Below are 26,765 nucleotides of genomic sequence, written 5' to 3' on the forward strand. Positions count from 1 at the left end.
TAATCATTGGTTTTAGTAATCATTTTAATAGAAACAATAGTATTGTTCAATCATTCTAATGATCCTATACTTAATCGTGAACCACCCGAAGATCTTGTCATTAACAATTGGGATCTTTGGTGAAGGCAACGATACTACTACCATGAGGTGATCCATAATGAAACTTTTTTATATTGTATTGGCGCTTATTCTGGCTTCACTGAACTTAAGACCACCGATTACTTCCATTTCTCCTTTGATGAGTACCATACAGAATGATCTGGGTTTGAGTGGCATGACCGCCAGTCTGTTAACTACACTACCGGTATTATGTATGGGCATATTCGCTCCATTCTCTGTAAGACTAAGTAGAAGGTGGGGGAACGAAGGTGCCATTGTGCTGGCTTTAATCCTTATTGGGATAGGTACGGGATTACGATTGTTCGTAGGCGCAACTCCGTTGATGATGTTCACTTCTTTTCTGTCAGGTGTAGGGATTGCATTGGCAGGGCCGCTGTTGTCAAGCTTCATTAAGCAGTATTTTCCTAACCGAGTGGCAGCCATGGTCGGCATATACTCTACAGCTATGGTGATGGGGGCCAGCATTAGTGTGGGATTATCGGTTCCGCTTCAGCAGACGTTGGGTGGATCTTGGAGAGGTTCTTTGGCTACATGGGCATTACTCGCAGCCATTGCATTGCCGATCTGGTTGAAATTAGCTTGGTCTGCGCGTACAGAGCGGCAATCCGGACAAACTTCGGCTGTAGTCCATGCACCACTTCCGGTGAAGAACAGGCGTGCATGGGTGCTGACACTGTTCTTTGGATTGATGGCCGCGATCTTCTATTCATTAACCGCCTGGCTTGCGCCAGCCATTCAAAGCCATGGGTATAGCCAAGAGACTGCTGGCAACATCCAAACGTTATTTACATTGATATCACTGCCCTCAACGTTATTCATTCCCATGCTTGTACATCGGTACCAAAGACGTGTCTTCTGGCTTGTTGGATGTGCGTTGTTGGAGTTAATTGGTGTCCTGATGCTGAATGTCTCTGTCAGTCCGTGGCTCGCGGCGATCCCGCTCGGTATCGGTGCAGGTGGACTGTTCCCGATTGCACTCATGTTGCCGATTGATGAGACAAACAATGCTCAGGAAGCCAGTAGCTGGTCGGCTATGACTCAATCTGGTGGCTACATTCTTGGAGCACTTGGGCCGCTGGCGATTGGTTGGCTCCGCGATCTAACAGGCAGCTTTGTGCAAGCATTTTATGGTTTGGCTATCATCATCGTGTTGCAGATTATCGTTCAATTGGCTATTGGTAATAAAAAAAGCTCAAAAGTTATTGATCATGAGCAGGAGCTAAAAGGCATTTAAAAGTGAAATGGATATAGAAATAGGACTTTTATACATGATCCAACAAGTCCAGATAGTACTGCCTTAATGCTTTCTGTAAGATGACGGGCTCAATAATCTTAATCGATTTACCATAGCCTGCAAGATATCTCACTATGAAATCAAGCTCGTGAGGTTCATATGAACCAACAAGATACATGTGTCCCATCTGCTCGATGATCTGCATAGATGGGAAATGTTCTTGCTGGAATAGCTCCATCCCGGCTTCATCAATCAGGCATTTGAATGGAATTGCTTGTTCCGATGGTTTCCATAGAGATTGGGCATCCTGTGAATAGAGTTCCTTTACATGAGTTAAAGGTTCAATCTCCGTTGTTTCGGCTGAAATGATGCGGTCGCAGCGGAATACACGATACGCTTGTTTATGCAGATCATAGGCTTGGCAATACCAATAGCCTTTCCTGGCATAGAGTGTGATGGGTTGAATGGTGCGGATATTGGTGTTTGCAGAAGATGGCTTTTGATCAGGGGATCTACGCTGATTAGTGTACGTAATCTGAATCACTATATTCTGCACAGCAGCCATCAACAGAAATTCCAAATGTGCACTGTCGCGGATCTGCTCCGTATGTCGGAAGGAAACCCGGTGTTGGATGTTCTCAATATCCTGTCGTTGCTTGTCGGATAACGCGCTCATAAATTTCTCATGAATGGTACGGAAAGAGACTTGAAAGGGTAAGCTAGAGAAACTGCGGAGAGCCTGCATCGCAACATAAAGGGCATGAAGCTCACCCGTATTAAACGAAATGGGAGGCAGCTGCATCTGTTGCAGCAGTCGATATCCGCCGTAGCGTCCATATTCGACATAGATGGGCGCACCCAACTCTTCCAATGAAGCGATGTCTCTTAACGCAGTTCGTTTGGAGATCTGGAACTCCTGCATGAGATCTTGCAGGGTGAACTGTTGTTTTTGATTAATGAAGCGTAACATCTGGTTCATACGTTCTGATTTTTTCATATCAAACCCTCTTAATGGTGCCATGGATTGGCACCTTTCGTTGTTATAGTGATAAGTGTAATCCAATAGGAACAAGGAGGCAATATAATGAATTTTGAAGTGATACCATTTTTGTCGATGAACGGGGATGCCGCGGCAGCCATTGCTTTTTATGAGGAGTTTCTGGGCGCCAAGGTGATATTCAAGAAAAGTTATAGAGAGATGAAGGAAATGAACCCAGGTTTCGAGTACCCTGCCGGTCAAGATGAGTATATTACACATTCGGTGCTGGAGATTGGGGTTAACAAAGTCATGATTGCGGAAGAAGCAATGGACACGGAGAGAGCATGGCAGCTGGGGAACAGCACGTCACTATGTATTCAATCCAAGGATAAAGATACAATCGATCAACTGTATCATTCTCTGGTGCAACATGAAGGTGTGAAGGTACTGGTAGCGTATGAACAAAATGAATTCAGCCCAGGTTATGGCATTGTGCGGGACCCATTTGGCATTGCAATTCAGCTGTGTGTCACTGTGCACGATTTTTAAAATGAGTTCAGGCCCCCGGTTAAGCACTCGGTATGTAAACTTGGAACTAACTTAAAAACATAAAAAAAAGAAGAGCCATGGATAACATGCGCTCTTCTTTCTTCGGTTTCTATACAAGGTTTTTCGAGCAACCGATGGTTATAGCGGACCTCTTTTCGTGTAAATCATATAGGTACGGATGTCGCTGTGTACAAGCAAGTTCAATGGATAAAGGAAAGAAGGGATAATATGATTACGAGAGGAATCGACCATATTGGAATAACTGTACCGGATATGGATCAGGCGACACTATTTCTACAACAGGCGTTTGGAGCTCAACTTGCCTATGATCATATAACGCCGGATGATCCCCCACAGGAAGGACCTGAGGCAGAGCGTAAATTAGGACTGCGTTCAGGAGCAAAAGTTATTCATATTCGGATGTTATCGCTCGGGGAGAGTGCCAGTATAGAGTTATTTCAGTACGCGAATACAGCGCAATCAGAGCCAGTTAGGGCATCGGATTACGGATTGCAGCATATGGCATTGTATGTGGACGATATGCAAGAAGCTGCACGACACTTCAAAGAAGCGGGCGGGGTGTTGCTAACAGAGCCTGGGGCTTTGACCGGTCATATTGAAGGCGGGGAAGGCAATCAGTTTGTGTACGGAAGGGCACCTTGGGGGATGCTGATCGAGCTGATCTCCTATCCTGCGGGCATTCGGTATCCGAATCACAGTGAAGCGAAGCGCTGGACACCACGAAAAAAATAATAAAGATGAGACTGGATAAGAAACAGGACGATGGACGACAAATCGTCCTGTTTTTCTTGTATATAGGGGCTAAATGTTTAATAAAAAACAGAAATTATGTTACAAATACGTTACAAATACAGAAGTGTATACTTCTTTGCCTTATGTTACGATACGAACAAGTAGATACAGAGATATTTTACGGATAAGATAAGCTATAGCGTCTCTTTTCTGGACGATGAACATGCTCCGAAAGTATGTTGACGGATGCCTTTTATCCAGGATATTGAAGAAGCATTGAAACGAAGGAACAACTATATATTTTGATTGGACAGGGTTGCGATAAAGTGCAGGGATACTACTACAGCAAGCCATTGTCAGCGGATGAGGTGGAGCAGATTTTCTTTTAAAAAATAAATGACAACAGGTGATCCAAAGTTCTGCAAATCGGGTATCAATAGTAGAGTCATCTAGAACCTGATGGATACATATGTTGTTATGATCGTTTTCTGCTAGTTAAAGGCTGTCTATTATGGAATGAACTGTGGGGGTTATCAAGTGTCTATATTAGATATGGAAAAGAAAGATGTTGTCACCGATGCAATGGTCATCAAGGCGATGGAGAAAAGTCTTGCTATCATTCGATTCGATCTGGATCGCCGGGTAACCTACGTGAATGAAGTCTTTGCCCAGACGATGGGATACACGGTAGATGAGATGTACGGCATGAAGCATCAGCAACTGTGCTTCGGTCAATTTGCAAATACTCCGGAATATGATGCTTTTTGGAATAGCATATTTAATGGTGTCAGCTTCCAGGACAAGGTTGAACGCAAGGATGCAAAGGGGAATTCCGTATGGCTTGAGGCGACATATATGCCGGTGTACGATGAGACGAATCAGAAGATACTGGGTGTCTCCAAAATCGCCACCAACATTACCAACCGTCAGAACAACATTTCGGTCGTAGTGAATGAGCTGAAAACGATGTCTCATGAACTGAATGGGCAGGCAGATGTAGGTATTGAACGGAGCCAGGAATTAATGTCCACCATCTCCTATATCTCAGAGGTGTCGGCTACTAACCGTGCAACACTGACTCATCTGCAGGAACAAGCGGGATCGATTCAGGGCGTGGTACGAACCATACGCGAGATTTCATCACAGACACAATTGCTTGCATTAAATGCCGCCATTGAAGCTGCGCATGCAGGGGAATACGGACGAGGATTCGATATCGTGGCCAAGGAAGTTAAGAAACTATCCGCAATGGTGGAGAGTTCGATCAATGAGATTCGTGATAGCGTGACTGGAATAACCAAGGAAATTGGTAATATCACAGGCGGCACCAAAAAAGTAGAGGAATACGTTGAGCGGAGCCAGAAGCAGATTGAGATCGCTTTGAATGATTTTACAGCAATTGCTGCTTCGGCTCACTTGCTGGATGCCAAAGCGGAGCATGTGACCAGAATCGTATAAAAATATATAGTAATAACGGTTCCGTGCACAGGAACCGTTTTTTTTGTCGTTCAGTACACAAAAAAACGGGAATTTTTGTGATCAAACGGGGACACAATACTTGGGAATACCTGCAGCTTCACATGCAGAGAAATGGTGGGGTGGGAACATGTGGTCAACAATTCTATCCTACGTGCCAGATTCGTCCATATGGATTCAGGCATTCTTGGTCTTGATTATTCCGATTGGGATTACCATGACCATGCGCTGGATCAATGCCGCCATTAAGCGTGGAAGCTTCTCGCGTTCGAAGCAACCTGCTGTATCCTCGGAGGATATCTCGCCAGCAGCCAAAGGACAGGGTCAAGGAACCGAAACGGGCCATTATGCCAATATTAAATTAACCGAGAAGTACAATACCAATCTGATTAGCGTAAAAGAAAGCTTTGGACAAAATGCAGATGTGCATATTCGGGAATTTACCATTAGGGGAACGAATACACGGGCTGCGGTCATCTATACCGAAGGCTTGGTAGATCAAGATTTGATTGATGATCACTTGATTACACCGTTGATGTTAGAAGGGGTTCCCATGCTTAAACAGGAAGGATTCCTCCATCCGGACAACGCCCACTTATTGTCGGCATATCTGCAAGATCAATTACTTCCTGTCAGTCTGGTTGAGGAGACGAAGTCCCTTCAAGAGCTTGCAGTAGGTGTACTTTTTGGGAAAAATGCGCTTTTGGTCGATGGACTGCCGGGTGCTTTATTAATTGGAGCCCATAAGATCAAAACAAGAGGTATGAATGAACCCCTGTCTGAGGGATTGCTTCGTGGGCCACGTATTGGTTTTACAGAGCAATTAAGCGATAATACAGGCATTTTGCGTCGTTATGGAAGTGATCAGAGCCTGTTTATTAAGAAGTATGAAGTGGGTTCACGGATCAAAAAAGATTTGGCGATAGCCTATATTCAGGATATTGCCGATCCTAATCTCGTGGCAGAAGTATGCAAGCGAATTGAAGAGATGGATATGGATTCGATGCTGGAATCTGGTTATGTGGAACAACTCATTGAAGATAATACACTGAGTCCCTTTCAGCAGGTTCTGAATACGGAAAGACCTGACCGGGTAATCGGTGCTTTGCTTGAAGGTCGAGTGGCTATTTTATTGGATGGAACGCCATTTGTCCTCGTGGTACCCGTGACCTTCAGCATGTTGCTCCAATCTCCTGAGGATTACTATGAACGCTGGATTCCCGGTACATTTCTCCGGGTCCTGAGGTTTATGTCCGCCATGCTGGCCCTTCTTGCTCCAGCGCTCTATGTCTCTTTTATATCGTTTCATCCGGGGTTGATTCCGACCAAGCTGGTACTGACGATTATAGAAACCCGGACTGGAGTACCGTTTCCTTCTATTATAGAAGTGCTGATCATGGAGCTCTCCATTGAGATCCTGAGAGAGGCGGGAATACGTTTACCCAAGCCGATTGGACCTGCGATGGGTATCGTTGGCGGTTTGATTATTGGTCAAGCTGCCGTACAGGCGGGAATCATCAGTCAGTTTCTTGTTATCGTTGTAGCTGTTACAGCCATATCCTCTTTCACGATTCCTGTCTATAGTGCGGGATTAACGCTACGGATTCTCCGGTTTGCTGCCATGTTTAGTGCTGCAATACTAGGTCTGTTTGGTGTCGTTATGTTCTTCTTGCTGGTTTGTACACATCTTGCACGACTCTCCAGCTTTGGAGTGCCTTATGTCGCACCAGCTGTTCCATATCACTTGAGTGATTGGAAAGATTTTGTCATTCGTGCTCCACTCAACATGATGAGAAGACGTCCCGAGATGACGAATCCGGTAGATGCAGATCGCAAGAAGTAGACAATCCACAGAAGGTCTGGAGGTACAACAAAGTGAATGACTCGCGAGTGAAAATTAACACCACACAGGCCGTTGTTATTATCGTTAACTACATGCTTGGAGCGGGTATTTTGACGTTACCTCGAACAACTAGCAGAGCCGTTGGAACGCCGGACGTCTGGATTTCCATCCTGCTGTCAGGGCTCATTGTCACAGGTATTGGTCTGATTTTGGTTACCCTGTGCCGCAGATTTCCTGAGAAAACCGTGTTCCAGTTTACCCGGGAGATCACCGGGCGCTGGATTGCTTACATACTGGGTTGTGTGACAATTTTGTATTTTATGATCATTTCAGCATTCGAAATTAGAGTCATGGCCGATGTCACGGGGATGTATCTGCTTGAGCGCACGCCTACATGGGCTATTGTAATGGTATTTATGTGGATAGGCATCTATATGATCTCCGGTGGGCTTGGTGTCATTATTCGCGTGTTTGAGATCATCCTGCCGATCACCTTGATTATATTTGTCATGGAGATATTGCTCAGTAATCAGCTCTTCGAAATTAGTAACCTCAGACCCGTATTGGGTGAGGGCATCATGCCTGTACTCAAAGGGCTGAAACCATCGCTACTGTCGTATACCGGTTACGAAGTTATGCTGGTCATCACTGCATATATGCAAGATCCGAAGAAAAGCAACAAGGCGATGACATGGGGGTTAACTATCTCTACAATGGTATATCTGATCACTGTTGTAATGGTCGTAGGCAGTTTGTCCTTGGATGGAATTAAGACCAGAACATGGCCAACATTGGATCTGGTACGAAGTTTTGAGATACAGGGACTGATATTTGAACGTTTCGAATCGTTATTGCTGGTGATCTGGATTATGCAGATTTTCTCGACATTTGCCATTACCCATTACTGTGCTTCCGTAGGAATCCGGGACTTGTTTCGGGCAAAGAAGATACGCTGGATTATGTATGCCCTGCTTCCATTCATTTATCTGACGGCAATGATGCCTAAAACAGTGTTTGAAACTTTTGCACTGGGCGATATGTTAGGTAACGTATCTGTAGTTTTGTTCGCTATATTACCTCTGGTATTGTTGCTTATCAGCATAATTCGCAAAAAAGGAGGCAAACACGCATGATTTCATTCCGCCTGTGCTTAAGAGTAACTTGTGCTGTGTTCATCCTGTGTATAATATCAGGTTGCTGGAGCAGCCGCGAGATAGAAGATCTAAGCTTGTATGTAGGTCTCGGGATTGACGTTGGAAAAGAGACCGATTTCGAGAAGAAGATTTCAGCGCAGGGTGGGCATTATCCCAAACAAAACAATGTCACAGCAACCGTTCAGATTGCCCCTGGGAATTCTAGCAGTCAAAAAAGTCAGCAATCTGGTTCACCCTCTTCTGGCAAAGAGTCTTATTCCAATGAGCAGCTTACGGGAGATTCCATGCTGCAAATTTTTCGTCAGTTTGCTTTGCGGCGAGATCGTCCACTCATTGGACATCATCTGAAGGTTATTGTGATCTCCAAGGATATTGCCAAAAAGTATGGACTGATTCAATTGCTCGATTTTGTACTCCGGGATAACGATATTCGACCGAACTGTCTTGTACTGATTAGTCACCAGCGGGCGGTTGATGTGCTTACCTCAGATGATCCTTCCCGTATTCCTGCATTTTACCTTACAGGCATTACGAACAATGCATACATTTCCAACAAGATTCTGGAACCCGTTTCGCTGGCAAAACTGGATGCACAGATGCAGTCCGGGTCCAGTTTTCTGCTTCAAAATGTGCTGAATGCCAATGGAGAGGACAAGTTCTCCGGGGGCAGCATATTTGCTGCAAATACAACCAAATTTCTGGGGGAACTCAGCCAAACTGATTTGGAAGCTCTGTCCTGGCTTATGCCTAAAGAACAAGGTGGTGTCATAAAAACATATAGTAAGGAGGGTTTCACGGTACTCTATGAAATCAAGAAGAAGAAAATCAAAATCATTCCGAAGGTTAATGGCGATGATATCTCGTTCCATGTGAAGGCAGAGTCTGAAGGATGGCTAATGGAGGATTGGCGGGCACCGGAAGAAGAGGAAAAGGGTGCATATCTGAAAGAAATGGAAAACGATTTTGCTGAACTGGTCGAGCAACAGATCAAACAGTTACTATACAAGCTCCAACATACCTACAAAGTCGATGTTGCTGGTTTCCGCGATAGCATTCGTATTAAATATCCAAAAACGTGGAAGAAGGTTAAAGGGAACTGGGATGAAATCTTTGCTACTATACCCATTACGTATGAGGTAAAGACCTCCATCATCAATCCGGGGTCTTCTACGGAATAGCGAGGTGTGCCATTTATTATTTAAATGTTGACACATTCATGATCAATCGCTATATTTATAAAAAATCATTTTCTTATCCAGAGAGGTGGAGGGACTGGCCCTTAGAAACCTCAGCAACAGATCTGAAGGATACTGTGCTAATTCCAGCGGGTGAAAGCCTGATAGATAGGAGCGTTTGTTTTTATTTGTCAGTAACGGCGCACTCTTTAGGAAGAGTGGGTCTTTTTTGTTTTTTCTGGATGAAGAAGTAGGGGAGCAGTAGGTATGGAGAACAACAACGACAAAGGGCATTTTCAGCGAAAAATGCAGGCACGGCATGTGGTCATGCTCTCTCTCGGAGGAGTCATTGGAACGGGATTATTCCTCAGCTCAGGTTACACCATTCAGCAGGCGGGACCACTGGGAACCATTCTGTCCTATCTGATCGGAGCCATCGTTGTATATCTGGTGATGCTCTGTCTTGGTGAACTGTCTGTTCATATGCCAGAGACGGGAGCATTTCATAGTTATGCAGCCAAATATATCGGACCGGCAACAGGTTACACGGTGGCTTGGTTATACTGGTTAACCTGGACTGTTGCGCTTGGCTCCGAATTCACAGCCGCCGGATTGCTGATGCAGCGCTGGTTCCCATCGGTGAACGTATGGATATGGAGCGCGCTCTTTGCACTGATGATCTTTCTGTTTAATGCATTAACGGTGAAATTATTTGCGGAATCCGAGTTCTGGTTCTCATCTGTAAAAGTAGTTACTATTGTAATCTTCATTATTATCGGTGGCGCAGCCATGTTTGGTATCATTCCCATGGCGGATTCTGAACCGGCTCCATTTCTATCAAATATTACCGCATCCGGGTGGTTCCCTCATGGGGCTACAGCGATATTGATGACCATGCTTGCTGTAAACTTTGCCTTCTCAGGCACCGAGTTAATCGGCATTGCCGCCGGTGAGACGGAGAATCCGGAAAAGACGATACCAAAGGCTATTCATACAACGCTGTGGCGTTTGGTTATTTTCTTCATCGGAACGATTGTTATCTTGTCGGCCTTGCTGCCCATGTCGGATGCCAGTGTACTGGAAAGTCCGTTTGTAGCGGTAATGGAGCGGGTGGGAGTACCCTATGCAGCAGACATTATGAACTTTGTTATTCTGACGGCGATTCTCTCTGCTGCCAATTCAGGCCTATATGCATCTTCACGGATGCTCTGGTCTTTGGCTGACAAAAGAACGATCTCTCCGTGGTTTGCCAAATTGACCAAAAGCGGGGTACCGCTGAATGCACTTCTGATCAGTATGGTGGGTGGTGCACTAGCTTTGCTGTCCAGCATCATTGCACCAGGTACCGTGTATATTACTCTGGTCTCCATCTCAGGTCTGGCTGTCGTTGCGGTATGGATGAGCATCAGTGCCTCCCAATACATGTTCCGCAGACAATATATCCGGGAAGGACATGCGGTCAAAGATCTGGTCTACCGCACACCACTGTATCCGGTGGTACCAATTGTTTCATTTATATTATGCCTAGCTTCATGCATAGGTATTGCCTTTGACCCGACACAGCGAATTGCGCTGTATTGTGGGGTTCCGTTTATCGCAGTATGTTACGCTGCTTATTATCTGACAGAACGTGTGAATAAGAAAAGAGGACAAGTACATGACGCAAGCACAACAGACTAACCCCATAGAACAGATCCTGCGTGAACATCCGGTCATGATTCTGGATGGAGCGCTGGCAACGGAACTTGAACAGCATGGATGTGATCTCGATGATCCACTATGGTCTGCTCGTGTGTTGCTTGAGAATCCGGATGTTATCGTTCAGGTCCATGCAGATTATTTTCGAGCAGGAGCCGACTGTGCGATTACATCCAGTTATCAGGCGACGGTGGATGGTTTCCGCAAGAGAGGGATCGATGAACAGGCAGCACTGGACCTGATTCGCAAGACGGTGCAGCTGGCTGCACAGGCGAGAGATGACGTATGGGCAGAAGTGCAGAGTGGTTTAGTAGGGAGAGAAAGCTCGACAGGTCAGCTTGTAGAAGTTCCTTCGATACGTTCCGAGACCGTGGAGAATGAGGAGCATATAGTAGATCTTACAGTGGATCGCGAAGAAGACAGTCTCCGTCCACGTCCAATTATTGCTGCATCGGTTGGGCCTTACGGCGCTTATCTAGCTGATGGATCGGAGTATGTCGGTCACTACGGTGTGACAGATGAGACGTTGGCTGCATTCCATCGTCCGCGGATGGCCGCGCTGCTTGAAGCGGGTGCTGATATTCTGGCTTTTGAGACGATTCCATCCTTGCAGGAAGCACAGGTGCTGGTTGATTTGCTGAAGGAGTTTCCTCATGCATATGCCTGGTTATCTTTTTCTTTAAAAGACGGGACAAGCATCAGCGAGGGCACACCGCTTGAGGTATGTGCACAGACGTTTGGCTCCGAGCCGCAGATTGCGGCGATTGGCCTGAACTGTGCTCCGATGGAAGTGGTGACAGAAGCCGTAAGTATTCTCAGCCGTGCCAGCGACAAACCTGTTATTGTGTATCCGAACTCGGGAGAAGTATACAATGCAGCAACGAAGACGTGGAGTGGACAGGGTACATGTGGCAGTATGAGTGATGCTTCGGAGGCATGGGTTGCTGTGGGTGCAAAAATCATTGGCGGCTGTTGCCGTACTACGCCACATCAGATTGGCGAACTTGCGAAGAAGTGGCGGAATTAAAAGACTTGATGTAGAGTTGTACCCCGAAAAGCTAGAGATACAACCAAATATGAAGAAGCCCTCACGACCCATTACTGGATTGGTGAGGGCTTCTTCAGTGTGATTTAGCGTTAACATCAACATGAGGACATTCCTCTTCTGATGCTTCTGATTGTGCTATTTAATTAACTGAGTGCTAACTAAGGTACGACCTTCGTCACTCAGGAAGTACAGACCGGTTGTGTTATTGAGAAATAGACGTTCCTTTTCAAGATCAAATTCGCCTTTCTTGTAGGTGAACAAAACCTTAAGATTGCTTGTGTCCATAATAACAAGTTCGTCATTTCCATTCTTTTTAGCTGTAAACATAAAACTTGTACCATCAACTGCCATATGAAGAGGCATCCAATAGCTGTTATAGGTGGTTGGTATCGGCAGATATGCCTTCTCAGCGATTAACTTACCCGCAGATGAATATAATTTTATTCGTTTATTTTTAGCATCCACAAACAAAAAACGATCCTTCAATGCAACAATTTCTGTTGAATAATCAATATAAGGAAGTTCTTTTGTCCATCTGATTTTCCCCGTACTATTGTATGCTTTTAGCGTCATAGTTTTTTTGTGAATACTATAATGCAACAATGTATCATCAGATATACTCATAATCTGGTTATACCCTTTTCCGCCAGCAATCGTTTTTATTTTTTTTCCTGTGGTCAGGCTGCTCATGTAGAAATCGGGATGATCACTAAATTTTTTGCCGATGATCACATTTCCTGTAATCTGTTCAATTAAATATGGAACTTTGAACTTTTGGATTAAAGTTCCTTTTGTATCGTAATAGTAGAGTGTACTACTTTTTGAATCGTCAGCGTGCATAACCACATATAAACTTCCATTTTCTTCTGGATAGGCTAACTCAGCCCCGTTTCTCAAAAAATCTTCTTGCGTGCCGGGCAAAGGTGCAGTCCAACGGATTTCACCTGTGGCTATATGCTTGGCACTCACTTGATTATCGTGAAAAATAAACATATATCCATCATCGGAAAGTTTGTACTCGTTGTTCGTTGGAATGGACCAGAGGAGTTTCCCCGTTTTGGCATCTACACTGTCGATATAATAATCATTATTCTTGTCTGCTTTAGTTACGAGCAGACTTTCATTCCCCATGGTATCTGTAACACTCTTCATTGAATATGAGCTTGTTGCACTCTGTCCGCCGTTGGTAATATCATACCCCCATTGGAATTGCAGCAGATCTTTAGCCAGAGCTGGCTCGGATGGGATCGCAAGGAAGATGCATAGGCTGGCTATAAGCCAATAGTTGATTCGTTTTAAACTCATGATTGGTAGACTCCTTATGTAATGTTCTCTGGATTATGGAAGTAACTGATACTTTCTTATCGTTTGCCCGTCGGAAGGTATGAAAAATAGTTCATTTTGCTTGTTGAGGAACAGTTCATCTCGATTAAACCTTACATCTTTCCAATCGTTCTGCGACACCCGATAGAGTTCTCTCAGATTATTTGAATCTCTAATCACGAGTTCTATTCCCTGTTCCGTGTATTGGATGTACATAAAACTCTGTAAATCGATGGCCATTTTCAGAGAGCTATTTGGCTCACCTTGCATGTAGAAGGGATTTTCATTGACCCCTGTAATGAATTTTCCATCGGAATTCATAAGCATGATATTGCCTGCGGTTTGTTCCAGATACAGCACACGATCATGGATGATAAATATCTCGGGAGGCCCCTTTTTAAAAGAAAAATCATACTTCCATTTCAAATTTCCTGTAGGCGAGTATGCCCTCAACTCAAGTTCACGGTTATTGATAAACTTCCGGGTTATTAGGGTTCCATCGTCCGTAACCCTATTCCCGTAGGGCAAGGTTGTTTCATTGGTCAGCACCGTTAGCTTCTTACCTGTAGAAAGATTAAAAACATGAGTATACGGACTTTTGTTGCCCGGTTGACCTAAAATAAAATTGCCTTCTATTGTGTAATATTGCATATAGGGGAGAACAAGCTTTTTGCTTCGATGTCCCTGTTCATCATAATAATAAAGAGTTACATATTTGTTTTTGTGATAAGTGAAAGAATAAACTGTTCCGTTTTTGGCGAAATCTGAGGACTGACCTTCACGAAAGTAAGGGTTTATTGAAGACCATATCGGTTTACCAGTTGTCAGATCCGAGACCGTAATAATATCATCTAATCTATTTTCATAGTCATCAGTTTCAGCAGGTTTGAAAGTATACATGTAACCATCACTTGTTGAACCATAATCAGATTCTGGCTTGGACCATCGGATGTCCCCGGTTTCACCACTTATGTTCTCCACATATATGAGGTCCTCATTCACAACCTTTCTCACCAGAATGTTTAGGTTGCCGGACGAATCCAGTCTGAAGTAATGCGGAGTGAATCCATCCCCCCATTGGCCAGAATCGACCTGCTTGACCCATTCAAGTTGTGGCACGGTCTTGGCTTTAGCCGACGCTGAAGGTTTGTCTACTGACAACAATCCTAGACTCAGGATGCTGATCAACAAACAAAATCGAATACATAACCATTTCAAAATAAACAACTCCTTAACAAAAATCGAGGTCAAACTTAATCTGGACCTACCGTTTCATTTTTAATATCCTGCACCAACCGTATGATCTCCGCAACACCTAGTAACAATAGTCCTGCTACAATGCCGTTCATCATAACTGGAAGAGTCAAAGACCATTGAAAGCCACTGAACTCATTTTGCCCAACGAGGATGCCGGCAATAATGGATAGAATGATGCTAATCCAAGCTATCCACTTCAACAATTTACTCGTTTTATTTTTGTTGTACAAAGAAATTAACTCCTTTACCATAGTATGCCATTAAGTCTATCATATCTATCATTGCTAGGTATATAGGACTATTTCTGTGTCGGATTTAGAGTTTTGTTGAAATATATTGTCATGTGTTTTAATGTCTGTCTGCTGCTGCATGTTATTCAATAACAAGAATGCGCGGGGGTGCCTGACGAATCACCTTGGATGATCTCCAGGAGCCAAAAGCTGCTGCAAGGATACTCAGAGAAGAGAAAAGTATAATTCCCCACCAATTCAGAACCAATGGGATTTGAACAATACCGTATCCCGAGAGTACTTTTTCAAGCAACAACGGAAGAAGGTACACGCCAGCAATAACGCCAAACATCGAACCGATTAGGGATAACAATACGACTCCCAGTGTAATAGAAGACCGAATACTGCTAGATGTCATTCCAATCGACTTATAAATGCCATACGTCTTGCTCTCTTTGCGAATACTGATCCGGCAGGTGCTGAAGATAATGATAAATGTAACCAAAATGAACAGCAGACCAATGAGAGCCATGGGGTACACAAGAATGCTTGCAGCTTCTGCATAAACAGAATCCAGCAGCGTTTTTTGCGTGACGATGGAAGCAGAGTCTTTGAACCGCTCATTCAATTGGTTAGCAATGGCTCCTGCCTGTGAAGGATCGTTGACATTGATAAACGCGACATTTACATCTCCGTAATTCGGATTCACGCTTCGAACCGCTTGAGCTGTGATTCTTCCGGATACCGACAAGTCGGAGATGGCCTGATAGATGCCCGAAATCATGAACGTGCGCTTCTCTCCTTCAATGTAGAGATCAATGAGATCTCCCATATCCTTGTTTAACATCTTGGCAACACTAACCCCGATTGAAATTTCATTTTCGAGTTCCGGATTGTTTCCTCTCAACGTCTCAAAACCAAGATCTTGATAGCTTCCATCCAGTACTCTTAGATAAAGACTGGTAGACTGGCTGACCACGTCGGTTGAATCATCTGGAAGGATAACTCCGGTGATGTTTCCTTGCCAGCCCACATTTTTGATGCGAGGGTCTTCTTCCAATACGTTCTGCAGCTCTGCTCTCGGAAACGTAGTTTTGTTTACAACGACTGCGGCAATGTTAGCATTGTCATACCCCCATTTGGCCGCCGTCTGATAGATTCCGGTAATGCTGGTCAGTACAACATACCCGAGGACAAGTACGGAAGCAGCCATCGTTGTTAGCAATAACATCAGAACCGAGCTTTTGCTGTTTTTGATCAGATTGCGTATGCCGATTACAAAAGAGACGGGCAATCGTCCAAACAAGGCCCGGTTTGCGAGCGGTGAATTCATTCGTCGCGCCATGCGTACATTGTCGCTCTCCGACATACCGTACCGAATGGCCTGAACAGGCTCAATCGTGCGAGCTTTTCTGGCGTATAACACGACAAATGCAATAACCAAGACGAGTAACAGCAGCCCCACAACAATAGCAGCTCCAATGCCCTCAATTGGAAGATCACCCTGGCCAGTTCGCAGGGACGATACGGAGATGTTGATGATGAATTTGGAGACGAATACGCTCAGTACTAGCCCGGGAAGAACGGCGATGATGGACAGCAGGGTATATTGAATGACGTAGGTACCAATGGTGCCCCGGGAAGTGAGTCCCAGCGATTTAAGGATACCTATCGTTTTGTAGTTGGCCAGAATGGCATCGGATATGGTGAAGCCAATCGTAATGAGGGCAATAATCATCATGACGGCCCCTAAGAATATCATAATGAACCCTACGATCTGATTGATGATCAGATAAAAGGATGAGATACTTTCAAATTCCATTTTGGTTTCCAAGAATGGGGCACCCGTCTCGCTTGTATAACGATCCCAGTAGCTGGAGTTCGTACTGTAATCATCAAAATGGATGCCCATCATGTGAATATCTTTTCCTGCAAGCGTACTAAGATCATTTTGGTAATCCGTACTGTTCATCCAAATTCTTGCCGTATTGGTGAACGGTGCTCCATAAGGAACATCCACAACAATAGCTGAGACTGCGAGGTCAAGTGTGGTAGATCCAGTTTTGAATTGAATGGTATCACCGACAGCGATGTTATAGCTATTCGCCATGGAAGTTGGGATCCATACGCTTCCTTGTTCAGGAGCCGAATGCTGTGTACCACTTGCAAATACAAGTTCATCTACACTCCACGGAGGAGGCGGGGTACTCATCATGTACAGATAAAGGTTAGGGATGTCAGTGCCGCCAAAAGTGATGCCCGACAAGATGCGGTAAGTAAGCAAAGGTGAGACTTGAACACCGTTCTGGGCAGCCCACCAGTCATGCACAGTTTGGGGATCATTCAGTCCTTTGTCGAACGTCAAGATCTGATGGGACCCGTTGGTCCGACTATGCATTTCCTTGAACTGGTTACCCGTATTGGCCAGAATGATGACAGATGTGGACACCAGTAGGGTTGACAGCAAAATAAGCAGCGCAATCAACGCATTTTGTATTTTGTTCCTACTCAGATACGACAAGCTAAGTTTAAACATGACCGCCATCGTTATTCCTTCCCAGTAACCAAAGCGAAGATGATCGCTTCACGATCTTGAATTTGATGTTCGTCATAGGTGTCAAACTCAAGGATTCCGCCAATCTTGCCGTCCAAAATGTAGATCAGGCGATCTGCCCGACAGGCGGCCTTGATATCATGCGTCACCATGACAACAGACTGTCCTTTCCGATGGATAGCCGTAAGGATATCAAGAACAGCTGTGCCGTGCTCCATATTCAGGCTTCCGGTCGGTTCATCCGCAAAAATGATATCCGGCGAATTGATCAAAGCCCGTGCAATGGCAGCTCGCTGCTGCTGTCCTCCGGAAGTTTGGGAGGGAAGACGGTTACGCTGTCCATCAATATCCATCGCACTCATCAGCTCAGCAGCACGGTATTGGATGTCCTTCTTTTTGTTTCCTGCAATGTATCCCGGTAAAGCAATGTTTTCTTTAATGGAAAGGTCTGGGACCAGATTGATGCTCTGATAGATATAACCGATTCGGCGGGTGCGGAAGCTGGACATTTCCCGTTCACTATAAGCGTCAATCCGCTGATCACGAAAATAGACCTCACCTGCTGTAATCTGATCCAGTCCGCTTAGCAGATATAAGAGGGTTGATTTGCCAGAGCCAGAGTTACCCATGATGACCGTGAATTCCCCTTCATAGATATCGAGATCAACATTACGGATGGCATGATGTTGCTCACTTCCGCTGTTGTACGTTTTGCACAGATTCTGTGCACGGATAATCCCCTTTTTAGACAAGTCAAATCACTCCCAAGTGCAGTATAGGATTCATTCTAGAGGAGGGATGTTGAGGAAGCCTTATCAAATTATGAATAAAGTATTACAGCTGTGGAGTGTGGGCTCAGCAGATCGGCAGATAGAATCGGAAGGTCGTACCTTCTCCTTCTTTACTAGTAAAAGAAATACGGCCTCCGTGTGCTTCAATAATGCTTTGGCAGATGGAAAGACCCAGCCCTGTACCTTCCTGAACATGTTGGTCTGCCTGACTCGCTTGGCCTCTGAAGTAACGTTGGAATACAAACGGCATGTCCTGTACACGTATTCCCTGACCCGAATCGGCAATCGTCACTTTCAAGTGTCCGGATTCCAGTTCCATACCTATACGTATCGTGTCTCCTGGAGCTGTATGCTTGAGGGCGTTGACGACAAGATTGGAAATCACTTGTTCAATTCGAGTGGGATCGATAGCGATTAACACATTGGGGATGTAGTTGGGTCCTTTATAGATAAGCCCCTTTGTTAGGACAACATGTTCAATAGGTTTCAACATCGTCTCCAGTATAGGCCCACTGTACATCTCACGGGTTTCCACCGAAATTTGCCCCAATTCCTGAAGTGCATGAACCAGCAGATCCTCCACAAGGCGGGCCGTTTTATCCGTATGGGTCCGCATGACTCCCATATATTCCATCAGCGTCTCCTGATCGTTGCATAGTCCTTCCTCAATAGCTTCTATGTAAGCTTTTATCGTGGTAATTGGTGTTTTAATGTCATGAGATATATTGGTGATGAGTTCCTTTTGTGCTTGTTCCTGCTGAATACGCTGCTCGCTCATATGTTTAATCTCCGTACGCATTAGATCAAACATGGCATATACTTCGAGCAATTCATCGTTGCGGTTGTACTGGATTTTTTCTTCATAATTGCCTTTAAGCATGGATTCCGCATGTTGCTTCAATTGATGGATGGGAGAGAGCAGGTGTTTGTCCAGTTTTCGTTTCATCCAGAATAGAAATAAGCTCAGAATCAGTGACAGGAGAATGAGTGCGCTAATCAATATAACCGGAAAAGTCATCGACTGCTGAACCGTAACCATGGCTTGGGGGATGGAAAAGATGGCATTGCCGATCTGACTTCCCACCGGTCCGTCCATCACGGGAAACGCAATATCAAGCGTATCGTTACCGTCCGCGGCCTGCGTGGCATGATGCAGATCATAATGGAGAGCTGAACGCAGATTAACTTGCGTCCATTCAGAGTTGGGGTCGGAGGACAGCATGACTTTTCCATCCAAGTTTAGATAGGTAAGCAGAACTCCGGTCTCTCTGGCGGTGGAACGTATGACTTCACGAATATTTTGTTCATTAAGATGCTGATGATTTTGCTCCAAAGCGAGTAAGATCGGATTGACCTTGAGTCGAACCTGATTCAGGGACAGATTGGATTCGCCTGAATTTCGATCTTGTAACAGCATCATCGACAGTGCAAGGATACTTGAAACGATAATAATGAGAAGCCCAAGTGTTGTTAACAACCAGCGTTTGGACCAGCTGTTCAATGACATGTGGGAGCCTCCAATCTCACTTATGCGTAATTGAATTTGTAACCGACACCCCATACGGTCTTCAGAACGGTCGGATGCGAGGCATCTGCCTCGATTTTTTCACGCAGTCTGCGAATGTATACGGTTACGGTATTTTCATCGCCGTAGGTTGCATATCCCCAGATGGCGTCGAGCAACTGGGCTTTGGAGAATACCTGATTCTTATGGCTTGCCAGATAATGAAGTAATTCGAATTCCTTGGCAGACAGAGAAACTTCCGATCCGTTCAAAGTAACTTTATAGGCTTTTTTATCAATCACCAGGTTTCCAAGATGCAGTAGATCTGTTCTGTCCCGATCTGATGTCATGCTGTCATAACGCCTGAAGTGGGCATTAATCCGTGCTAACAATTCGCTGAGCGAAAAGGGCTTCGTCATATAATCGTCTGCTCCAAAACCAAGACCAAGTACCTTATCGGTATCACTGCCTCTGGCACTTAGAATGAGGATGGGGATATTGTTACGCCTTCTGATCTCTCGACAGACCTCGATCCCGTCCATGTCCGGAAGCATAATATCCAGAATGATGTAGTCTGGTTGAATAAGCTCCATAATCTGAAGTCCATCTTGTCCAGTGGCTGCCACGGCGGCTTCATATTGATTTTTGGTTAAATAATCTCGCAGAATGCGCGAAATATCTGATTCATCCTCGATGATGAGGACTTTGCGCTGGTGGTTTAGCATATGTATCGCTCCAGTATGATAGATGTTAATCGAATATATATGTATGAATTTGTAAAATGACTGTCTCTATAATTGTACAGTCTTGTTCTGTGGGAGTCACATAAAAAAATATTGAATTGAACTTCATTCTTATAAAAATGGTCTGACTTCTATTCGCACTAAAAGCTGATTACAGTTTACCGTATCAAAAATAACCCATGAACCTCTTTAAGGTCATGGGTTTCTGATCTGATACTGCTCGTCACACATGCTCCAGATCATCGATAGGCTCATGCTGTCTGGATTTGAGATACTCCGCCGGAGACACACCAAAGTGTGCCCGGAATACCCGGTGGAAATAGGAGTAACTTGCAAAACCGCAGGATTCCGCAATATGCTCCAGTGTCATTTCACTGTATTTCATTCGTTCCAGCGCCGCATTCAGACGGATCTCAATCGCATATTGAATCATGGTCTGATTGTAGTGCTCCTTAAATAAACGGACTGCACGTGACAAGCTGAGCCCTGCATAACGTGCCGCTTCCTCAAGCTTGAACGTAACCGTGGCATGCTCCTCAATAAAACGTTTTAACTTCAGCGCAGAGGAAACTGCCCGATCGGTCTGAATATTCTCTTTAATTGCCCGGTCGATATACAGACATAACCCGCGCAGTAACGCATCCTTTAGCTCCGCATTTTCTTCTAGAGGCCCGCGACGTTTCTCAAGTAACATATTTCTCCACAGGCTGATGAGTTTATCATCAAGTCCAATCCGGCTCACGGTAGATCGATGCTGCCGTTTCCACCAGTTCTCGATCCAGCTGCCCTCGCAGAACAGATAATAATCTCCGCTGGACAAACGTCCTTCTTTATGTGGTTCATCTACAACGAGATGATAGTCGTCGCCAGGCTTGAGTAGCAACAAATCCCCGCTAGTCATCCTGAATTCTTTATCCTGTACATACACTTTGCACGAGCCTTCGGTCTGCAGACGGAACAGATAGGTTTGCAACTCGCCCTTCATATTATGTGTGAACGCTTTATAGTGGTATGAGTAGTCACAGATCAGTACAGATGTCTCTAACGTATCCAAAGATAAAATCCCCCAATATGTACATCCTGCATGCATTCAAATGGGCTACATTCAATTGATGCAAAATGATGGAAATAAAATTTGATCAGATAGTTCATGTTCTGACTATATTGTATATGTTCATTCTAGCCTGTTTTGCGTTAGGATGATACCAGATAGAGCAATGAAAGCAAATTTGAGAACAGAGGTGTATCCTACATGAAAAAACTTAATATTGGTTTGCAATTGTTTACACTCCGTGATGAAACTGCAGCAGATTTTCGTGGTACGTTGCGTAAGGTAGCGGCCCTTGGATATGAAGGTGTGGAGTTTGCCGGATATGGCGATATTCCAGCTGAGGAAATGAAAGCGCTACTAGATGAACTTGGACTGAAAGGATTCAGCAGCCACGTTTCATTACATGCGATGCGCGAAGACTTGCAAAAACAAATCGATTACCTGAAAACAATTGGTGCACAATATATCATTTGCCCTTACCTGATGCCAGAAGATCGTCCTGAGAATGCAGAAGGATGGACCAAGCTATTCGCTGAGTTACAACAATATGGAGCTGAAGCAGCGAAACAAGGTTTGATCTTCGGATACCATAACCATGACTTTGAATTCCATGGCCAGGTTGGCGATGCTAATGCCTTTGATGCCATGTTCGCTCAAACATCACCGGAAGCGGTAAAAGTGGAAATGGACGTATGTTGGGTACAATTTGCGGGACAAAATCCGATCGAGTATATTAAACAATATGCGGGTCGCTTGCCGCTGCTTCATCTGAAGGACTTCAGCAAAGACGAACAGGGCCAGATGAAAACACTGGAATTGGGACAAGGTTCGGTTGACCTGCCAGCTGTTATTGAAGGCGCTACAAATGCAGGCGTGGAATGGCTGATCGTGGAACAAGACGTATGTCAGAATCCTCCGCTTGAGAGCGTATCCAACAGCTACAACTGGCTGAAACAGAACTATTTGAACCAATTCTAACGGACCATCGAACCATAAAAAATGCTAATCTATTTGTCAAAGGAGACTTATGTACATGAGTAAAATTAAAGTTGCTGTATTCGGCTGTGGAGCCATTGCCGAGCGCAGACATATTCCAGAGTACGCTGCCAATGAGAACGTAGAACTTGTCGCTTTTGCCGATCCGATTGTGGAGCGTGCGGAGAAGATGGCCGAGACTTACGGCGGTAAAGCGTATTCCAGTTACGAAGAATTGCTTGCAAACGAAACAGTGGATGCCGTTAGTGTGTGTACACCTAACTATCTGCATGCGCCAATGGCGATTGCAGCTGCAAATGCAGGCAAGCATGTATTGGTTGAGAAACCAATGGCAGTATCCACTGAAGAAGGCGAGCAAATGATCGAAGCTGCCAAGAAAAATGGTGTGTATCTGATGGTTGGACACAACCAGCGCTTGATGCCTCCTCACGTAAAAGCAAAAGAAATTCTCGACTCCGGCAGACTCGGAAAAGTCCTGAATTTCCGTACTTCCTTCGGTCACCCGGGTCCGGAAGGATGGAGTGTGGACGGAGCTGAAAGCTGGTTCTTCCGTAAAGAAGAAGCGATCATGGGCGCGATGGGCGACCTAGGCGTACACAAATCAGACTTCATCCGTTATTTGCTGAATGATGAAGTATCTGAAGTGGCTGGTTTCATCAGCACACTGCACAAGGAAGGCACTAAAGTTGACGATAACGCAACTTGTTTACTGCGTATGAAGAGCGGAGCGATCGGAACGCTCGTAGCAAGCTGGACACAATACAGAGCTGGAGACAACAGTACAGTGCTGTGGTGCGAAAATGGTGTTATGAAGATCGGAACAGTGGAAGGCGATGAAGTTATCGTTGAGCTGACCAATGGCACAGTTGAGACGTACAAAGTTGGTGCCATGGCTACCAACGAGAAACAAGTGCCGAGTGGTGTCATTGACGCATTTGTAGAGTCAATTGTAACTCAAACCCCTCCAGCGATTTCCGGGGAAGAGGGCTTGCGTTCCCTGCAAGTGATCTTGGCAGCATTCGAATCCGAGAAAACAGGTCAGATCGTTAAACTGTAATCCATACGAATGACAGTGCAATTTCTAACATTCTATATGGCTTAATCTATGATATAAGGGACTTATCTTCAGAGAAGTGTTCTGGGGTAAGTCCTTCTTTATTTGTTCCCAGGCAAGTGGGTAAAAGTAAACAGCGATATGGTAATTGTGCAATAGGGTTTACAATAGTGGATCGTTTTTACACAACAGAAAAGGCTGATATTCTGCGATAGCGCGTAATATCAGCCCCTTAGAGTCATTAAAATTAATGATCGAATGATTAACTTTCTTTAGATGCCAGCCGGCACATTACTTCCCAGATCCAACCATGCGATTTCAGCAGGAGTAAGCGTGATGCGGGAACCTTCGTCACAGGACAGTAGCTCCGCCTGATTCTGGGCACCGATCAGGGCACAGGTTGGGAAAGTCTGATTCAATACATAGGCGAGTGCAATTTGAATGGGTGATGTTTTCTTTGAATTAGCCAATTGTTCAGCCCGGCGCAACCGTTCCCAGTTGCCATCACTGTAGAATACACGCACCAGATCTTCGTTATCCCGAACTTCAGGTGTGAATCTTCCAGTGAAGAAACCACGCGCTTGAGAGGACCAGGATAGCAATGGCAGCTTGGTTTGGTCATGCCATGCCAGCGTCTCTGCATCTGCTGACACACAACCTTCCCAGAAAGGTTCGTTTGCTTTGGCGAGACTGAGATTTGGACTGCTGAATGTGAAGCCCTTCAGGCCATTTGCCGCAGCATATGCATTAGCTTCCTCGAGCCGCTGCCAGGTCCAGTTGGAGGCGCCAATTGCGCCGATTTTGCCGGATTCAATATGTTCGTTTAATGCTTCAAGAATAACACTCACAGGAGTATTTGGATCATCCCGGTGCAAGGCATACATCTCTACGTGATCTGTCTGAAGACGCTCCAGACTTTCCATCAAGTCACTGCGGATGGCATCAGCGTTCACACGTGGTCCATTCTGGTCATGATGCGCGCCTTTGGTGAGAATGACGATCTGGTCGCGGTTACCACGTTCTTTCATGTAACGACCAAGGACTTCTTCACTCTGTCCACCACAATAGATATGTGCTGTATCTACAGTGTTACCGCCAATCGACAGAAAAGCATCCATGTTCGTAGCTGCTTTATCGTAGGCATCATGCACGAAATAATCGGTTCCTTTAATCAATCTGGAGACACGTTTACCTGCACCAGCAATTTCGATATATTCCATAAGTCAGTTCATCCTCTCAATTATAGTGTAATTCGTGTACGTTCTTCCGCTGAACGAAGACAAGCTTCCAGCACTTTCATATTAGCTACCGCATCGGAAGGGGAGAAGCGCAGATCCTTACCTTGAAGTACAGCACGTGCCATATCATCTCCCTGTAGAGAGTAGTGGTTCACTTGTGGGACTTCAATCTCTCTGCGTTCACCACCAGCCGTTACATAGAAGTTGGAACTGCGGTCCTGTCCGCTGACAAATGCCGAAGGGACTTCGATAATCCCGTCGGATCCCAATACCTCCAGCGTGTTGCGGAAGGCTGCCCACATGCTGCTGTCAAACGTCACGCCAACGTGATTATCGAATTCCAGCAGTCCGGAAGCCATCATATCGACCTGATCATGCTGTGGGGAGAACATGCCAATAACGGTAACTGCACTTGGTTCTTGACCAAGCAGCAGACGTGCTACGCTGATGGAATAACACCCGATGTCATACAGTGCACCTCCGCCCCAATCCCGCCGAAAGCGGACATTGCCGGATGCATTGGAGTTATTAAATGAAAATGTGCTGTGCATACCACGAATCTCACCAATCTCACCGCTGGCAATGATATCTCGGATCTGCTCATATCGTGGATGATGGCGGTACATGAATGCTTCAGCCAGATGTACACCTGCATCTGCACAAGCTTGAACCATCTCCTGAGCTTCCTGTTCTGTCAGAGCCAGTGGTTTTTCACACAAAATATGTTTGCCTGCTTCAGCAGCACGGATCGTCCATTCCCGATGCAGATGATTCGGCAGTGGGATATATACGGCATCAATGGAATCATCAGCGAGCAAAGCTTCATAACTGCCATAAGCCTTGTTGACCCCAAGTTGTTCGGCCGTCTGTTTGGCTTTATCTTCGTCTCGACTGGCAATCGCGGTTACTTCATTCAACTCGGATTGCTGCAGGCCTGGAATGACGGATTCCACAGCAATGCTAGCGCTACCAAGAATGCCCCAACGCAATTTTTGAACTGAATTCATGTGTTGTATCCTCCTGTGTATAAATGTATATTGTGATTATAAAGAATAGACCAATGAATTAAAATGATAATATATTGAAGTTAGTTAACACAATATTGTTGATCAAGGAGAACCGGCTATGATGAGACAAACCGTATTGCTTACCCTGCAGGATATTCCATATTTTTGTTATCCCGAGTCCGTTGGACATTATATGGACCACGTCCAGCATTCCGTGTTGCGGGAGGCAGGAGCACTGAACAACTTTAATATTCACTATGTCGCTGCGGGCAAAGGGTACGTGGAAGTGGACGGGGTGATGCATGAGCTTCGCGCAGGTCAGGCGGTTCTCTATTTCCCGCAGCAGCGGCAGCATTATTATAGTAGTGAAGATGACCCGTGGGATGTGAGATGGGTTCATTTTTACGGTGAACGTCTGCATGATTATATGATCGAGCGGGGGTTGCATCGCAATCTGCTGTGGACGCTACGGCAGCGTAGCTCATGGGAAGAGGCTCATCTGGCTTTGCTGACTGAAGCGGAACAGAACACGATGCTGCGTCCTGCTCAGCTATCCACACTGACCTATGCCGTACTCGCCGAGTTCGTGCAGCATGCAGTACCTTTAAAGAGCACTCGTACCACAAGCAAGGCGGAGAGTCGGGTACTTGCACTTCTTCCACAGATGCAGCAAGAGGCCTGTCAACCTTTCCTGTTACAGGACTGGGCGGATCTCGCAGGTGTAAGTTCGTATTACTTTTGCAAAATGTTCAAGAGTGCTGTGGAGATGACGCCTATGGAGTTTATCACTCGTTCACGGCTACAGATGGCGAAGCAGTGGTTACTCGAACGGCCTACGGCCAACATTGGACAAATCGCGGAGGAAGCGGGGTATCCCAATGCCAGTTATTTTAACCGCCAGTTCATGGCCCACGAGGGGATGACACCTACGGATTACCGCGGATTGTATCACAATTAACCCGTATCTTTTCGAAGTTGCCAGCGCATA

The 26,765-nt window shown here is 45.3% G+C and carries 23 protein-coding genes and 1 riboswitch; of the genes, 12 read left to right on the top strand and 11 right to left on the bottom strand.

The window, feature by feature from the left end; genetic code table 11:
• The first annotated feature begins 157 nt into the window (after positions 1-157).
• Positions 158-1,354: an MFS transporter gene (locus NSQ38_RS09255; RefSeq protein WP_338588624.1), complete on the top strand. Its 1,197-nt coding sequence runs from the start codon at positions 158-160 to the stop codon at positions 1,352-1,354.
• Positions 1,355-1,382: 28 nt separating this feature from the next.
• Here the strand turns inward: NSQ38_RS09255 and NSQ38_RS09260 are convergent, their stop codons facing one another.
• A complete protein-coding gene (locus tag NSQ38_RS09260) occupies positions 1,383-2,351 on the bottom strand; it encodes a YafY family protein (protein WP_339788706.1) in 969 nt (322 codons plus the stop codon).
• Positions 2,352-2,438: 87 nt separating this feature from the next.
• On the opposite strand from NSQ38_RS09260, the gene NSQ38_RS09265 reads away from it, so the two are divergent.
• The 8 genes from NSQ38_RS09265 (at position 2,439) to mmuM (ending at position 12,008) form a co-directional block, all read left to right on the top strand.
• Positions 2,439-2,882, top strand: coding sequence for a VOC family protein (locus NSQ38_RS09265; RefSeq protein WP_339788708.1), 444 nt, complete (start codon positions 2,439-2,441; stop codon positions 2,880-2,882).
• Positions 2,883-3,110: 228 nt separating this feature from the next.
• A complete protein-coding gene (locus NSQ38_RS09270; protein ID WP_339788712.1) occupies positions 3,111-3,635 on the top strand; it encodes a VOC family protein in 525 nt (174 codons plus the stop codon).
• Between the two features lie 552 nt (positions 3,636-4,187).
• Positions 4,188-5,093 (top strand): PAS domain-containing methyl-accepting chemotaxis protein, encoded by a 906-nt coding sequence (locus tag NSQ38_RS09275; protein ID WP_339788714.1) that lies wholly within the window; start codon positions 4,188-4,190, stop codon positions 5,091-5,093.
• A gap of 148 nt (positions 5,094-5,241) precedes the next feature.
• Positions 5,242-6,954: a spore germination protein gene (locus NSQ38_RS09280; protein ID WP_338588619.1), complete on the top strand. Its 1,713-nt coding sequence runs from the start codon at positions 5,242-5,244 to the stop codon at positions 6,952-6,954.
• Positions 6,955-6,986: 32 nt separating this feature from the next.
• Positions 6,987-8,087, top strand: a complete 1,101-nt coding sequence (locus tag NSQ38_RS09285; protein ID WP_338588618.1) for a spore germination protein — start codon at positions 6,987-6,989, stop codon at positions 8,085-8,087.
• Positions 8,084-9,286, top strand: a complete 1,203-nt coding sequence (locus NSQ38_RS09290) for a Ger(x)C family spore germination protein (protein ID WP_339788716.1) — start codon at positions 8,084-8,086, stop codon at positions 9,284-9,286. Before NSQ38_RS09285 ends, NSQ38_RS09290 begins: the two co-directional genes overlap by 4 nt.
• A gap of 70 nt (positions 9,287-9,356) precedes the next feature.
• Positions 9,357-9,458: riboswitch (SAM riboswitch) on the top strand.
• 92 nt (positions 9,459-9,550) lie between these two features.
• The gene (gene mmuP / locus NSQ38_RS09295; RefSeq protein ID WP_339788718.1) at positions 9,551-10,963 is read left to right on the top strand and encodes an S-methylmethionine permease; all 1,413 of its coding nucleotides are present in this window, start codon (positions 9,551-9,553) and stop codon (positions 10,961-10,963) included.
• A complete protein-coding gene (gene mmuM / locus NSQ38_RS09300) occupies positions 10,941-12,008 on the top strand; it encodes a homocysteine S-methyltransferase (RefSeq protein WP_339788719.1) in 1,068 nt (355 codons plus the stop codon). The genes mmuP and mmuM overlap by 23 nt, the downstream gene beginning before the upstream one ends.
• A gap of 156 nt (positions 12,009-12,164) precedes the next feature.
• Here mmuM and NSQ38_RS09305 read toward each other — a convergent pair whose 3' ends face one another.
• The 8 genes from NSQ38_RS09305 to NSQ38_RS09340 form a co-directional block, all read right to left on the bottom strand.
• Positions 12,165-13,334, bottom strand: coding sequence for a PQQ-binding-like beta-propeller repeat protein (locus NSQ38_RS09305; RefSeq protein ID WP_339788722.1), 1,170 nt, complete (start codon positions 13,332-13,334; stop codon positions 12,165-12,167).
• A 33-nt stretch (positions 13,335-13,367) separates the two neighbouring features.
• On the bottom strand, positions 13,368-14,333 hold the full coding sequence (locus tag NSQ38_RS09310) for a hypothetical protein (RefSeq protein WP_339788725.1): 966 nt from the start codon (positions 14,331-14,333) through the stop codon (positions 13,368-13,370).
• Positions 14,334-14,605: 272 nt separating this feature from the next.
• Positions 14,606-14,839: a hypothetical protein gene (locus NSQ38_RS09315; RefSeq protein ID WP_339788727.1), complete on the bottom strand. Its 234-nt coding sequence runs from the start codon at positions 14,837-14,839 to the stop codon at positions 14,606-14,608.
• Positions 14,840-14,981: 142 nt separating this feature from the next.
• Positions 14,982-17,384 carry an FtsX-like permease family protein gene (locus NSQ38_RS09320; RefSeq protein WP_339788729.1) on the bottom strand — a complete coding sequence of 801 codons (2,403 nt, stop codon included), beginning with the start codon at positions 17,382-17,384 and terminating at the stop codon, positions 14,982-14,984.
• Positions 17,385-17,386: 2 nt separating this feature from the next.
• Entirely contained in the window at positions 17,387-18,145 is a 759-nt protein-coding gene (locus tag NSQ38_RS09325) for an ABC transporter ATP-binding protein (RefSeq protein WP_339788731.1), read from the bottom strand.
• A gap of 103 nt (positions 18,146-18,248) precedes the next feature.
• Positions 18,249-19,691 (bottom strand): ATP-binding protein, encoded by a 1,443-nt coding sequence (locus NSQ38_RS09330; RefSeq protein WP_339788733.1) that lies wholly within the window; start codon positions 19,689-19,691, stop codon positions 18,249-18,251.
• Positions 19,692-19,711: 20 nt separating this feature from the next.
• Positions 19,712-20,413, bottom strand: a complete 702-nt coding sequence (locus NSQ38_RS09335; RefSeq protein WP_339788734.1) for a response regulator transcription factor — start codon at positions 20,411-20,413, stop codon at positions 19,712-19,714.
• A gap of 241 nt (positions 20,414-20,654) precedes the next feature.
• Positions 20,655-21,485 carry an AraC family transcriptional regulator gene (locus NSQ38_RS09340; RefSeq protein ID WP_315939870.1) on the bottom strand — a complete coding sequence of 277 codons (831 nt, stop codon included), beginning with the start codon at positions 21,483-21,485 and terminating at the stop codon, positions 20,655-20,657.
• A gap of 198 nt (positions 21,486-21,683) precedes the next feature.
• Between NSQ38_RS09340 and NSQ38_RS09345 the strand changes: the two genes are divergently transcribed.
• Both NSQ38_RS09345 and NSQ38_RS09350 read left to right on the top strand, forming a co-directional pair.
• Complete coding sequence (locus NSQ38_RS09345) at positions 21,684-22,460, top strand: sugar phosphate isomerase/epimerase (RefSeq protein WP_339788735.1); 777 nt, start codon at positions 21,684-21,686, stop codon at positions 22,458-22,460.
• A gap of 55 nt (positions 22,461-22,515) precedes the next feature.
• Complete coding sequence (locus tag NSQ38_RS09350; protein WP_339788737.1) at positions 22,516-23,535, top strand: Gfo/Idh/MocA family oxidoreductase; 1,020 nt, start codon at positions 22,516-22,518, stop codon at positions 23,533-23,535.
• A 269-nt stretch (positions 23,536-23,804) separates the two neighbouring features.
• Here NSQ38_RS09350 and NSQ38_RS09355 read toward each other — a convergent pair whose 3' ends face one another.
• Together NSQ38_RS09355 and NSQ38_RS09360 are read right to left on the bottom strand one after the other, a co-directional pair.
• Complete coding sequence (locus tag NSQ38_RS09355; protein ID WP_339788740.1) at positions 23,805-24,752, bottom strand: aldo/keto reductase; 948 nt, start codon at positions 24,750-24,752, stop codon at positions 23,805-23,807.
• Positions 24,753-24,772: 20 nt separating this feature from the next.
• Positions 24,773-25,777, bottom strand: coding sequence for a Gfo/Idh/MocA family oxidoreductase (locus NSQ38_RS09360; RefSeq protein WP_339788742.1), 1,005 nt, complete (start codon positions 25,775-25,777; stop codon positions 24,773-24,775).
• A 118-nt stretch (positions 25,778-25,895) separates the two neighbouring features.
• On the opposite strand from NSQ38_RS09360, the gene NSQ38_RS09365 reads away from it, so the two are divergent.
• The gene (locus NSQ38_RS09365; RefSeq protein WP_338588608.1) at positions 25,896-26,735 is read left to right on the top strand and encodes a helix-turn-helix transcriptional regulator; all 840 of its coding nucleotides are present in this window, start codon (positions 25,896-25,898) and stop codon (positions 26,733-26,735) included.
• Positions 26,736-26,765: the final 30 nt, after the last annotated feature.

The sequence above is a fragment of the Paenibacillus sp. FSL R7-0313 genome, from assembly GCF_037969885.1.
In the GTDB taxonomy this organism is placed as follows: Bacteria; Bacillota; Bacilli; order Paenibacillales; family Paenibacillaceae; genus Paenibacillus.